Raw genomic sequence first — 12,291 nt, 5'->3', positions numbered from 1 at the left:
GATCAGCTCGGTGGTCGCCGTCGACCGGTTCAGCGAGTAGAAGTGGATCCCGGACACGCCCTCGGCGATCAGCCGCTCGCAGAGCTCGCCGGTCACCTCCATGCCCGCCGCGCGGAACGCCTTCGCGTCCCCGGAGTACGGGGCGAGCCGCTCGACCAGCGCGGGCGGCAGCGGCGAGCCGGACAGCTCCGGCCCCTTGTGGAAGGTCTTCTCCGAGGTCAGCGGCATGATCCCGGGGATGATGGGCTGATCGAACCCGGCCGCGGCGACCCGGTCGCGCAGCCGCAGGAAACCGTCGGGCTCCAGGAACAGCTGGGTCACCGCGAACTCCGCGCCGGCCCGGAACTTGCCGACCAGGCGCTCGGTGTCGGCGGCCAGGTCGGCCGAGCGGGGGTGGCCGTAGGGGAACGCCGCGACACCGACGCAGAACGGCCCGGACCGCTTGATCAGCGAGACCAGCTCGTCGGCGTACTCCAGTCCCTCCGGGTGGCTCACCCACTCGCCGAGCGGGTCGCCGGGCGGGTCGCCGCGCAGCGCCATGATGTTGCGGACGCCGGCCGCCGCGAGCGAGCCGATCACGTGCCGCAGCTCGTCCACCGAGTGCGACACCGCCGTGAGGTGCGCCATCGAGCACAGCGTGGTGTCGGTGGCGATCCGCTCGACGGTGCGCACCGTGCGGTCCCGGCTGGAGCCGCCCGCGCCGTAGGTCACCGACACGTAGGCCGGGTCCAGGACCTCGAGTCTGCGGATCGCCCGCCAGAGGTCCGCCTCGCCCTGGTCGTCCTTCGGCGGGAAGAACTCCACCGCGAAGAAGGGGCGGTCGACGCTGATCCGTTCGGTCACCGTGGATGCAGAGGTCGTCGTCACCCGGATGACCTTACGGTGCGAACGTGCCGCTGTGGGCCCCTGAAGCGCCCCGGGCCACCCGGCCGGGCCCCCGCACGCCCTCCCACCTGCGGTCGCCGGGTGAGTGTCGGTGACCACCGTTAGCCTGGCTGCGTGGTCGATCCCGCTGCTCCCGCCTCCGCCCCGCTCGGCCCCGGCGACATCACGACGGCCGGGCCCGCGCCGCTCGACGACGCGTTGCCCCAGCACGTCGAACGGGTGCTGGCCGGCTACCTGGACCGGCGCCGCACGGACGTGCTGGGCATCGACCCGGCCGTCGCGCAGGCGGCGGACTCGCTGGCCGGCTTCGTGCTCGGCGGCGGGAAGCGGCTGCGGCCCACCTTCGCCTGGTGGGGCTGGCGCGGCGCCGGCGGCGACCCGCAGGACGAGCACGCCCAGGGCGTGCTCACCGCGATCGCCGCGCTGGAGCTCGTGCAGGCGTGCGCGCTCGTGCACGACGACCTGATGGACGCCTCGTCCACCCGCCGCGGCCGCCCGACGGTGCACGTCGAGTTCGCCCGCACGCACGCGTCGAACGGGTGGTCGGGGCCGCCCGCCCGGTTCGGCGCCGCGGTCGCGATCCTGGTCGGCGACCTGGCCCAGGTGTGGGCCGACGACATGTTCCACTCCGCGTCGCTGCCCGACGGCGCGCACGCCAGGGCCGCCGAGGCGTGGCGGGCGATGCGCACCGAGGTGCTCTCCGGCCAGTACCTCGACGTGCTCGCCCAGGCCTCCGGCGACGCCGCCGAGTCGACCGCCCTGAAGATCGACCGGTTCAAGACCGCCGCCTACACCGTCGAGCGCCCGCTGCACCTGGGGGCGGCGATCGCCGGCGCGGAGCCGCGGCTGCTGGGCGCCTACCGCCGCTACGGAGCCGACATCGGCGTCGCGTTCCAGCTCCGCGACGACCTGCTCGGCGTCTTCGGCGACCCGCGGGTGACCGGCAAGCCGGCCGGCGACGACCTGCGCGAGGGCAAGCGCACGCTGCTGGTCGCCGCCGCGCTGCAGCGCGCCGAGCAGCGCGGGGACCGGGCCGCGCAGGAGGTGATCACCGGTGCGCTCGGCGATCCGGGGCTCGCCGGGGAGGCGCTCGACCGGGTCCGCTCGGTGCTGTCCGAGCTGGGTGCGGTGCAGGTCGTCGAGCAGCGGATCGCCGCGCTGACCGGGTCCGCGCTGGACGCGCTGGACGCCGCGCCGGTGCTGGAGCCCGCCCGCGCCCGGCTGTTCGAGCTGGCCGAGCGCGCCACCCGGCGGGCCTGGTGAGCGGCGTGCGGACGGTGCCCGGCCGCACCGATCACGTGGTCGTCGTCGGCGCCGGGCTGGCCGGGCTGTCCACGGCGCTGCACCTGCTCGGCGCCGGCCGCCGGGTGACGATCCTGGAGCGGGAGGAGTTCCCCGGCGGGCGGGCCGGGCGGCTGGACGTCACCGACGAGCACGGCGGGTACCGGCTCGACACCGGGCCGACCGTGCTGACCATGCCGGAGCTGCTCGACTCGGCGTTCGCCGCGGTCGGCGAGCGCACCGCGGACCGGCTCGACCTGGTGCGGCTCGATCCGGCCTACCGGGCGGAGTTCGCCGACGGCTCGGCGATCGCGGTGCACACCGACGCCGCGGCGATGGAGCACGAGGTCCGCGAGACCTGCGGCCCGGAGTCCGCGCAGGGCTACCGGCGGCTGCGGCGCTGGCTGACCGACCTCTACCGGGCCGAGATGGACTCCTTCATCGACGCCAACCTGGACTCGCCGTTCTCCCTGGTCGGGCCGGACCTGGCCCGGCTGGTCGCGCTCGGCGGGTTCGGCCGGCTCGGACGGCGGATCGACCGGTTCCTGCCCGACGAGCGGCTCCGCCGGATCTTCTCCTTCCAGGCGCTCTACGCCGGCGTCGCCCCGCAGCGGGCGCTCGGTGCCTACGGCGTGATCGCCTACATGGACACCGTCGCCGGGGTGTGGTTCCCGCGCGGCGGCATGCGCGCGATGGGCACCGCGCTGGCCGGCGCTGCGGCCGACGCGGGTGCCGAGGTCCGCTACGGCAGCCGGGTGACCCGGCTGGTCCGGTCCGGGGACCGGGTCACCGCGGTGCGGTCGGTCCCGGCCGGCGGCGGCGAGGAAATCGAGACCGCCTGCGACGCCGTCGTCCTCACCCCGGAGCTGCCCGCGGCCTACGACCTGCTCGGCGGCGCGCCGCGCCGTCCGCTGGGGCTGCGCTGGTCGCCGAGCGCGGTCGTCGTGCACGCCGGGATGCCCACCCCGTCCCCCGGCGTCGCCCGGCACCACCACACGATCTCGTTCGGCGGCTCGTGGGAGGGCACCTTCCGCGAGATCATCGACCGCGGCCGGCTGATGAGCGATCCGTCGCTGCTGGTCACCCGGCCCGGCCTGACCGATCCCGGGCTGCAGCCCGACGGCCGGGAGCTGATGAGCGTGCTCGCGCCGTGCCCGAACACCGCCGTCGCCCCCGGCATCGACTGGGACCGGATCGGCCCCGCCTACGCCGAGGAGCTGTTCGGCGTGCTCGTCGAGCGCGGCCTGGCCGATCCGGGGGCCACCCCGAGCTGGACCAGGCTGTGGACGCCGCGCGACTGGGCCGCCGCCGGGATGGCCGCCGGGACGCCGTTCTCCGCGTCGCACACGCTCGCCCAGACCGGGCCGTTCCGGCCGCGGAACCTGGTGCGCGGCGTGTCCAACGCCGTGCTGGCCGGCTGCGGCACCACCCCCGGCGTCGGCATCCCCCCGGTACTGGTCTCCGGGCGGCTGGCGGCGGAGCGGATCACCGGGCCGCGCTCGCCCGAGCGGGCCGGTCGCGGCGCGGGGTCGCGGGTCGCCCGCTGAGCCGGGCGTGGAATCATTCCGGCCACGATGACCGCCCAGCCCTCGCCCCCGATCCCCCGCCCCGCGGCACCGGAGCCGGTGACCGCGGCCGGTGACCCGAGCGACCCGCGCAGCGGGTCCCCGAGGTCCCGCTGGGGCACGCTCACCGCGCGGCTGGGCGACCCGCCGCGGCGCACCCTGCTGCTCGGCCTGGCCGGCACGGTGCTGATGTTCCTCGGCGCGCCGGGCGCCGGCGGGATTCCGGTGCGCGATCCGATCCTCGGCAACTCGCCGCTGTCGTTCTGGCGCTACGGCCACGGGGCGATGATCGCCGGGATCGTCGTCTACACCGGGCTGGCCCTGATGGTCTGGGCGTGGGTCCGGCTGGGCCGCGACGTCCTCGCCCACCGGGTCGGCGGGCGCGCGGTGCTGACCACGGCCTGCGTCTGGATGATCCCGATGCTGGTCACCCCGCCGCTGTTCACCCGGGACCCGTACAGCTACCTCGCCCAGGGCGCCCTGCCGCTGGCCGGGTACGACCCGTACCGGTTCGGGCCGGACACGATGGGCGGGATCTTCACCGACAATGTGCACTTCTTCTGGCAGGACACCCCGGCGCCGTACGGCCCGCTGTTCATCCTGCTGGCACAGGGCATCGTGCTGCTGGTCGGCCAGAACGTCCTGCTCGGCGTCATCGCGATGCGGCTGATGCTGGTCAGCGGCCTGGTGCTGCTGGTGGCGGTGCTCCCGGCGCTGACCCGGCGGCTCGGCGGCCGGCCCGCGGTCGCGCTGTGGATCGCGGTCGCGAACCCGGTGATGGTCGTGCACATGGTCGGCGGCGTGCACAACGACCTGCTGGTCGTCGGGCTGCTGCCGCTCGCGGCGCTGCTCGCGCTGCGCGACCGGTTCCTCTGGGCGATCGTCGTCGCCTCGCTCGCGATGGCGGTCAAGGCCTCGGCCGGCCTGATCCTGCCGTTCCTGGTCCTGGTCTGGGCCGCGAAGCTCACCGGGCCGTTCTGGTCCCGGCTGGTGCGGGCCGGGCTCCCCTCGGTCGCCGTGTTCGTCGCGGTGTTCGGGGCGTGCACCTGGGCCACCGGCTACGGGCTGGGCTGGCTGCCCGCGCTCAGCGCACCGTCGATGATCGTCAACTGGCTGTCCTGGTCGACCGGCGCCGGGCAGGTGGCGCACGCCGTCGCCGGGATGTTCGTGGACGGCCTGAACCAGCAGGCGTTCGTCGAGGTCTTCCGGGCGATCGGCGCGGGCGTGCTGGGCGTGCTCATCGTCGCGCTGTGGTGGCTGGCCCGCGACGGCGGGACGATCGCGATCCGCAACGCGGCGATCGCGCTGGCACTCGCCGCCGTGCTCGCGCCGACGACGCTGCCGTGGTACCTGAGCTGGGGTTTCTGCCTGCTCGCGATGACCGCGTGGAGCGCTCGCGGGCTGCAGTGGGTGGTCTTCGGCTCGATCTGGCTGATGATCGTCTACTTCCCGGACGGCGAGACCGCGCTCTACGCGCCGCCCTATCTCCTGCTGTGCGCCGCCGCCGGGCTGCTCGCCGCGGTCGCGCTGCTCCGGCCGGATCCGCTCGGCCTGCGTGCCGGTCGTCGCCCGGCCGGCCCCTCCCCGGTGACCGACGGTGCCCGCGACGGCGGCTGAGCGGGCGGGGCGCGCGGAGCTCGACGCCGCCGGGGTGACCGACCCGGCGCTGCGGGCCGCGTACACCGCCTGCCGCGCCCTGCACGCCGAACACGGCCGGACCTACTACCTCGCGACCCGGCTGCTGCCACCGGAGCGGCGGGTCGACATCCACGCCCTCTACGGGTTCGCCCGGTACGCCGACGAGATCGTCGACGATCCGGACGGTGCGGGCGGCGGCCGTCCGCGGGCGGCGCTCGACGCCCTGGACGCGCAGCTGACGGCCGCGCTCGACGGGGCACCGCAGCCGGGGAGCAGGCCCGAGGTGCTCGCCGTCGCCGAGACCGCGCGCCGGCACGCGCTGGACCCGTCGCTGTTCCGCGACTTCATGGTCTCGATGCGGATGGACCTCACGGTGGAGGGCTACCCGACCGACGCCGACCTGGCCGTCTACGTGCACGGCTCGGCCGCCGTGATCGGGCTGCAGACGCTGCCGGTGCTCGGCACCGTGGTCCCGCGGGCCGAGGCCGAGCCGCACGCCGCGCTGCTCGGCGTCGCCTTCCAGATGACGAACTTCCTGCGCGACGTCGGCGAGGACCTGGACCGCGGCCGCGTCTACCTCCCGGCGGACGAGCTGGCCGCGTTCGGCGTGGACCGGGAGCTGCTGGCCTGGTCGCGGCGCACCGGGCGGCCCGATCCGCGGGTGCGGCGCGCGCTCGCCCACCTGGTGGCCCGCACCCGGGCCACCTACCGGCGCGCGGACCCGGGGATCCCGATGCTGGAGCCGGTGTCCCGGGCCTGCGTGGGCACCGCGCGCACGCTGTACGCGGGGATCCTCGACGAGATCGCCGACGCCGGTTACGACATCCTGCAGCGGCGGGTCGCGGTGCCGAACCGGCGCCGAGCCGCCGTCGCGCTGCCCGGCCTGGGCCGGGCGGTGCTGGCCAGGGGCCGGGAGCTGGCCCGGGAACGGACCGGGCGGGCCGCGCCGGTCAGAACGCCATCGCCTGGGCGCGGCGCTTGACCTCCTTGTGCCGGCCGGCGCCGATCGCCCCGATCGGCGAACCGGGCAGGGAGTCGTCCTCGGTGAACAACCAGGTCAGGATCGCGCGGTCGTCGTAGCCGCCGTCGCGCAGCACGCTGATCGTGCCGCTGAGGCCGCGCACCACGTCGTTCCCGTCCAGGAACACGGCGGGGACGACCACCTGGCCGTCGTGCTTCAACGACAGGAGCTGGCCTTCCCGGACCAGCTGGTGGACGCGGGATGCGGGGATCGACAGCCGGGAGGCGACGTCGGAGACGGTCAGCGTCTCCTCCGTGACGGCCGCGGGGAGGGTCTCGCTCACAGACGGACACTGTTCCACATCCGCTCCCCGCACCCCACACTCCGGGACCCGGGCCGTGTCGCGCGCGGTGGCCGGGCACGCACCGTCCGCGGGCGGACGCTCGGCGTGCCGTACCCACCCGGACGGCGGGTAAGGGTCGCTGAAGTAGCCTTCCCGGCGTGAGCGCACCGTCCGGACCGGTCGATCCCGGCACGCCGGATGGGGCCGGTCCGGTGATGGCGGACGGCCCCGGCCCCGCCCTGCTCGACGGCCGGTACCGGGTCGGGCCGGTCCTCGCCCGCGGCGGCATGTCCACCGTCTACCACGGCACCGACACCCGGCTCGAGCGTGCGGTGGCGATCAAGGTGATGGACCCCCGGATGGCCGGGGACCACGCGTTCCGCACCCGCTTCGACCGGGAGGCGCGGCTCGCCGCCCGGATCGACCATCCGGCCGTGGTCGCGGTGTACGATCGCGGCACGGTGCCTGCCGGGCCGCTCGGCGAGCCGAGCCTGTTCGTCGTGATGGAGCTGGTCGACGGCGGCACCCTGCGCGACGTGCTGCGGGCCCGCGGCGCGCTCGGCCTGTCCGCCGCGGTGCGGGTGCTGGAGCCGGTGCTGGCCGGTCTGGCCCGCGCGCACCGGCTCGGCATGGTGCACCGCGACGTGAAGCCGGAGAACGTGCTGATCTCCTCGTCCGGCGAGGTGAAGGTCGCCGACTTCGGGTTGCTCACCGCGGCCGCCGAGGCCGGCGTCAGCCACGCCGGGATGATCCTCGGGACGATGGCCTACCTCTCCCCCGAGCAGGTCGTGTCCGGCCGCGCGGACGGCCGCAGCGACGTCTACGCCGCCGGTGTCGTGCTCTACGAGATGCTCACCGGCCACCCGCCCTACACCGCCGACAATCCGCTGTCGGTCGCCTACCGGCACGTGAACGAGGACGTCCCGCCGCCGTCGGCGACGGTGCCCGGCCTGCCGCCCGCGGTGGACGCGCTCGTCGCGCGGGCGACCGCCCGCGATCCCGCGAAGCGGCCGGTCGACGCCGAGCACTTCCGCCGCGAGCTGCTGGAGGTCGCCGACCGGCTGGGGCTGACCGGCGACGGCGTGCCGCGGTCGCCCGGCCCGCCGCCGGTCGACGACGGCGCGACCCTCCCGGCCGGGCCCCGGCGGCACCGGGCGACCGGTGCCGAGCCGCGCGGCCCCGGCGGCACCCGGGCGCAGGCCCTGGTCGGCGCGCACGGCACCGCCGTCACCCCGGCCAGCGAGCCGGAGGCGCTGTCGGCGGCCGACCTGCGCGCGGACCGGCGCCGCAGCCGCCGCGTCTTCACGCTCTGGATGGTGCTGCTGGTGCTGCTCGCCGCGCTGGCCGGCACCGGGGCGTGGTGGCTCGGCTCGGGCCGCTGGACGACGATGCCCGCGGTCACCGGGCTGGACCGGGACCGGGCGACGGCGCTGGTCGCGGAGGCCGACCTGACCCCGTCGATCACCGAGCAGGCCGACGACGACGTCGCGGCCGATCTGGTCGCCTCGGTCGATCCGGCCCCGGACACCCGGGTGCTGCGCGGCTCGTCGGTCACCCTCGTCGTCTCCACCGGCCGGCCCGCCGTCCCGGACGTCCCGGCCGGCAGCGCCGTGGAGACCGCCGAGGAGGCGGTGCGCCGGGCCGGGCTGACCCCGGTGCGTTCGACGGCCGCCGAGGAGTTCAGCGCCGAGGTGCCCAGCGGCGCGGTGATCCGGACCGATCCGGCGGCGGGCACCCGGCTGCCGGGCGGCTCCGCCGTCACCCTGGTGACCAGCCGCGGCCCGGAGCCCGCCCCGCCACCGCCGCCGCCGAGCGACGAGGAATCCGACACCACCGCGGTGCCGTTCGTGATCGGCATGCGCGCCGACGACGCCGAGGAGCTGCTCGAGTCGCAGGGCTTCGACGTCGACATCGACCGGAGCTTCCCGTTCGGCCGCCGGGACGGCCGCGTCGTCGGTCAGGATCCGTCGGCCGGCGACGCCGAGCCGGGCGACACGATCACCCTGACCGTGCTCTGAGCCCGGCCGACCCGCCCGTCACACCAGGAACGCGAGCACCGCGAGCACGACGGCGCCCGCACCGAGCCCGGCCGCGGAGCGGATCGCGTCCCGGCTGCGCCGGCGTTCGGCGTCGAGATGGTCGCTGCGGTCCGCGGTGGTGAGGGTGAGCGGCTGCTCCGGGCCCGCCGCGACCCGCACCCCGCCGGCCGCGCACCGGGCCTCCCCGATGACGGTGATCCGCTCGCCCGGCTCGATCCGCCATTCGGTGCGCTCGTAGCCCTGGGTGCCCGAGCCGATCCGCAGCAGGCCCAGGTCGATCCCCTCGTCCGGGTCCGGGCCGTCCTCGCGGCGCTCGGCGACCGGGAGGTCCACCCGGGCGTCGACCGGATCGACGGTGACGACGGCGTCACCGTCGCGCAGGGTGAACCGGGTGCCGCCGCGGCGGTCGCCGACGACCTCGGTCTCGGTGCCCTTGTCACCGCGGTAGCGGCGCAGCGTCCGCTCCCGGAACCACAGGCAGTCCGCGCCGCTGAGCGGGGCGGCGCGGGTCTCCCCCTCGGCGACGCCGGTGAGCGTGACGACCTGGCGGAACGCCCCGGGGCCCACCTGGGCCGACGCGGCCCCGGCCATCTCGACCAGATCGGCGAGACCGACCTCGGCGGCCCCGAGACCGCGGGTCCACCGCTCGTGGTTCTCCCGGGCGAGCAGGAACCGCTGGTACGCGAGGTAACCCATGATCCCCGCGATGCCCAGGAGAACGATGTGGAAGGTCGTCACGCGAGCGACAGTAGCCGGACGAAGCGGACACGCTGCCCGGTAGGACTACTCAGCCGCGCAGCATCTCCGCGACCAGGAAGGCCAGCTCCAGGCTCTGCTGGGTGTTGAGCCGCGGATCGCACGCCGTCTCGTAACGGCCGGCCAGGTCGGTGTCGGAGATCCGCTGCGCGCCGCCCAGGCACTCGGTGACGTCCTCGCCGGTCACCTCGACGTGGATGCCGCCCGGGTGGGTGCCGAGCGAGCGGTGCACCTCGAAGAAGCCCTGCACCTCGTCGACGATCCGGTCGAAGTGCCGGGTCTTGTAGCCGGTGGACGCCTCGTGCGTGTTGCCGTGCATCGGGTCGCACTGCCAGATGACCTTGTGCCCGGACGCGGTGACCTTCTCGACGATCGCCGGCAGCACGTCGCGGACCTTGTCGTTGCCCATCCGCGAGATCAGCGACAGCCGGCCGGGCCGGTTCAGCGGGTCCAGCCGCTCGACGTACTCGACGGCCTGGTCGGGCGTCGTCGACGGGCCGATCTTCATGCCGATCGGGTTCGCCAGCAGCTCCGCGAACGCGACGTGCGCGCCGTCGAGCTGGCGGGTGCGCTCACCGATCCAGAGGAAGTGGGTGGACAGGTCGTAGAGCTTCGGGGCTTCCCCGCCGGTCTGGTCCCGCTCCAGGTCCAGCCGCAGCATCGCCCGCTCGTAGTCGAGCAGCAGCGCCTCGTGGCTGGCGTAGAACTCGACCTGGTGCAGGTTGTGGTCGCGCACGCCGCAGGCGTCCATGAAGCGGACGGCGCGGTCGATCTCGGCGGCGACCGCCTCGTAGCGGACGCCCGCGGCGGAGGTGCGGACGAAGTCCTTGTTCCAGTCGTGCACCTTCGTCAGGTCCGCCATGCCGGTCGCGGTGAGCCCGCGGACCAGGTTCATCGCGGCCGAGGCGTTGGCGTAGGCGCGGATCATCCGGGACGGGTCCGGGATGCGGCCCGCCGGGTCCGGTGCGAGCCCGTTGACGATGTCGCCCCGGTAGGACGGCAGCCCGGCCGAGTCGACCGGGGAGCTGCGCGGCTTGGCGTACTGGCCGGCGATCCGGCCGACCTTGACCACCGGCATCGACGCGCCGTAGGTGAGGACGACGGCCATCTGCAGCAGCGTCCGGATGGTCGCCCGGATGTGCGGCTCGGTGTTGTCGACGAAGGTCTCCGCGCAGTCGCCGCCCTGCAGCAGGAACGCCTCGCCGTTGGCGACGTCGGCGAGCCGCGACTGCAGCCGGTCGACCTCCGGCGGGAGCACGACCGGCGGGACCGACTCGAGCACCTTCCGGACGTCACCCACCCGCGACGGCTCGGGCCACTCGGGCTGCTGCTGGGCGGGGCGGGAGAGGGCGTCGTCCAGCGCGGAGCGCAGGTCCGCGGGCAGCGGCGGCAGCTCCGGGAGGACGTCGATCGGCGCGTCGACGGACCAGTTCACGACACCCAGACTAGGCCCGTGCGATCGGTGCCGGCGCCCCGGCCCCCGTGCCGAGCGCCTCGGCGATGACCTCCCAGCGGCGCAGGTTGTGCCGGGCGTCGGCGAGCGCGTCGTGCGCGTCCCGCGGCGGCGGGGGCAGCGTGGGGCGGCCCGCGTCCTCCCAGCGCTGGCGCAGCTCCCGGGTGAACCGGGGCATCGGCCGGGGCAGCGCGGGCATCGCGCCCCACAGCTGGCAGAGCGCGACGTGGTCGTAGGCGGCGATCCAGGCCCACAGCTCGACGTCGCCCGGCGCGGAGGTGCAGAACTCCAGCAGCTCGTCGCGGATCCGGGCCCGCGACATCCACGCCCGGTCGGCCGGCGAGGGGAGCTTGGGCAGCACGTTCGCGCGGACCCACCTGCCGGCGCGGTCCGGGTCGAACTCGGTGGACACGGCGTAGAACTCGCGGCCGTCCTCGCCGACGACGCCGATCGACACCAGGTCGATCGTGGTGCCGTCCTCGATGAACTCGCAGTCGTAGAAGAAGCGCATGGTGGGACCTGTGTACCCGGCCGCTCAGCTGGCGCGGGAGTCGGGCACGTTCGCGTCCGGACGACGGGGGCCGGGCCGGGCCGGCGCGGGGGGCGGCGAGCCGGTGGCGGCCCGCTCCTTGACCGAGGCGGCGTAGAGGTCGACGTAGGTCTGCCCGGACAGCTCCATCAGGTTGTACATGATCTCGTCGGTCATCGAGCGCTCGATGAACCGGTCACCGGCCATGCCCTCGTAGCGGGAGAAGTCGATCGGCTCGCCGATCACGATGCGGACCTTGCGCGGCCGCCACATCTTCGAGCCGATCGGGTTGACCTTGTCGGTGCCGACCATCGCCACCGGGATCACCGGGACGCCGCCCTCCAGGGCCATCCGGGCGACGCCGGTCTTGCCCTTGTAGAGCTTCCCGTCCGGCGAGCGGGTGCCCTCGGGGTAGATGCCGAGCAGCTTGCCCTCGCCGAGCAGCCGGACCGCGGTGTCCATCGCGGCCCGCGCGGCCGAGCCGCCGGAGCGGTCCACCGGGACCTGGCCGACGCCGGTGAAGAACTGCTTCTTGAGCCAGCCGCGGATCCCGGGCTCGGTGAAGTACTCGCGCTTGGCGAGGAACGTGACCCGCCGCGGCAGCATCAGCGGCAGGAAGAACGAGTCGGCCACCGCGAGGTGGTTGCTGGCGAGGATCGCACCCCCGCGCTCGGGCACGTTCTCGGCGCCCACGATCTCGGGTCGGCAGAAGACCCGCATCAGCGGGCCGAGCAGCACGAACTTGGACCACCAGTACAGCACCCTGCGCTGCCTCCCTACGACTTCCGGCGACAGCCTACGGAGCCCTCGGTGCTCCCCACAACGGGGCCGTGCCCGCGCC

The 12,291-nt window shown here is 75.1% G+C and carries 11 protein-coding genes; 5 read left to right on the top strand and 6 right to left on the bottom strand.

Annotated features, from left to right (window positions below; all coding sequences use genetic code 11):
- The coding region (locus ABD160_RS05135; protein ID WP_344018795.1) for a methylenetetrahydrofolate reductase at window positions 1-867 on the bottom strand (867 nt) is incomplete at its 3' end.
- Window positions 868-1,047: 180 nt separating this feature from the next.
- Between ABD160_RS05135 and ABD160_RS05130 the strand changes: the two genes are divergently transcribed.
- The 4 genes from ABD160_RS05130 to ABD160_RS05115 are packed head-to-tail and all read left to right on the top strand — an operon-like array spanning window position 1,048 to window position 6,351.
- Window positions 1,048-2,148: a polyprenyl synthetase family protein gene (locus ABD160_RS05130; protein ID WP_425563583.1), complete on the top strand. Its 1,101-nt coding sequence runs from the start codon at window positions 1,048-1,050 to the stop codon at window positions 2,146-2,148.
- Between the two features lie 5 nt (window positions 2,149-2,153).
- Window positions 2,154-3,713 carry a phytoene desaturase family protein gene (gene crtI, locus ABD160_RS05125; RefSeq protein WP_344019330.1) on the top strand — a complete coding sequence of 520 codons (1,560 nt, stop codon included), beginning with the start codon at window positions 2,154-2,156 and terminating at the stop codon, window positions 3,711-3,713.
- A 27-nt stretch (window positions 3,714-3,740) separates the two neighbouring features.
- On the top strand, window positions 3,741-5,348 hold the full coding sequence (gene mptB / locus ABD160_RS05120) for a polyprenol phosphomannose-dependent alpha 1,6 mannosyltransferase MptB (RefSeq protein ID WP_344018793.1): 1,608 nt from the start codon (window positions 3,741-3,743) through the stop codon (window positions 5,346-5,348).
- Window positions 5,329-6,351: a phytoene/squalene synthase family protein gene (locus tag ABD160_RS05115; protein WP_344018792.1), complete on the top strand. Its 1,023-nt coding sequence runs from the start codon at window positions 5,329-5,331 to the stop codon at window positions 6,349-6,351. The genes mptB and ABD160_RS05115 overlap by 20 nt, the downstream gene beginning before the upstream one ends.
- Here the strand turns inward: ABD160_RS05115 and ABD160_RS05110 are convergent.
- Complete coding sequence (locus ABD160_RS05110) at window positions 6,320-6,673, bottom strand: Rv2175c family DNA-binding protein (protein ID WP_344018791.1); 354 nt, start codon at window positions 6,671-6,673, stop codon at window positions 6,320-6,322. The genes ABD160_RS05115 and ABD160_RS05110 overlap by 32 nt on opposite strands.
- 158 nt (window positions 6,674-6,831) lie before the next feature.
- Here ABD160_RS05110 and pknB point away from each other — a divergent pair, with 158 nt between their 5' ends.
- Window positions 6,832-8,691: a Stk1 family PASTA domain-containing Ser/Thr kinase gene (gene pknB / locus ABD160_RS05105; RefSeq protein ID WP_344018790.1), complete on the top strand. Its 1,860-nt coding sequence runs from the start codon at window positions 6,832-6,834 to the stop codon at window positions 8,689-8,691.
- A gap of 18 nt (window positions 8,692-8,709) precedes the next feature.
- Here pknB and ABD160_RS05100 read toward each other — a convergent pair whose 3' ends face one another.
- Genes ABD160_RS05100 through ABD160_RS05085 form a run of 4 tightly spaced genes read right to left on the bottom strand, consistent with a single transcriptional unit; the run spans window position 8,710 to window position 12,212 of the window.
- A complete protein-coding gene (locus ABD160_RS05100; RefSeq protein WP_344018788.1) occupies window positions 8,710-9,450 on the bottom strand; it encodes a GIDE domain-containing protein in 741 nt (246 codons plus the stop codon).
- A 49-nt stretch (window positions 9,451-9,499) separates the two neighbouring features.
- On the bottom strand, window positions 9,500-10,903 hold the full coding sequence (locus tag ABD160_RS05095) for a class II 3-deoxy-7-phosphoheptulonate synthase (RefSeq protein WP_344018786.1): 1,404 nt from the start codon (window positions 10,901-10,903) through the stop codon (window positions 9,500-9,502).
- A gap of 10 nt (window positions 10,904-10,913) precedes the next feature.
- A complete protein-coding gene (locus tag ABD160_RS05090) occupies window positions 10,914-11,432 on the bottom strand; it encodes a polyadenylate-specific 3'-exoribonuclease AS (protein ID WP_344018783.1) in 519 nt (172 codons plus the stop codon).
- 24 nt (window positions 11,433-11,456) lie between these two features.
- Window positions 11,457-12,212, bottom strand: a complete 756-nt coding sequence (locus ABD160_RS05085) for a lysophospholipid acyltransferase family protein (RefSeq protein ID WP_344018780.1) — start codon at window positions 12,210-12,212, stop codon at window positions 11,457-11,459.
- Window positions 12,213-12,291 lie beyond the last annotated feature (79 nt).

The organism is Pseudonocardia kongjuensis, from assembly GCF_039526905.1.
In the GTDB taxonomy this organism is placed as follows: domain Bacteria; phylum Actinomycetota; class Actinomycetes; order Mycobacteriales; family Pseudonocardiaceae; genus Pseudonocardia; species Pseudonocardia kongjuensis.
Note: the sequence above shows the minus strand (reverse complement) of the source record. Positions and strands in the feature narration are given on the sequence as shown.

Excerpts from the sequence above, each read along its gene's own strand:
- mptB (WP_344018793.1), top strand. The coding sequence starts at position 3,741 with ATGACCGCCCAGCCCTCGCCCCCGATCCCCCGCCCCGCGGCACCGGAG.
- ABD160_RS05090 (WP_344018783.1), bottom strand. The coding sequence starts at position 11,432 with ATGCGCTTCTTCTACGACTGCGAGTTCATCGAGGACGGCACCACGATC.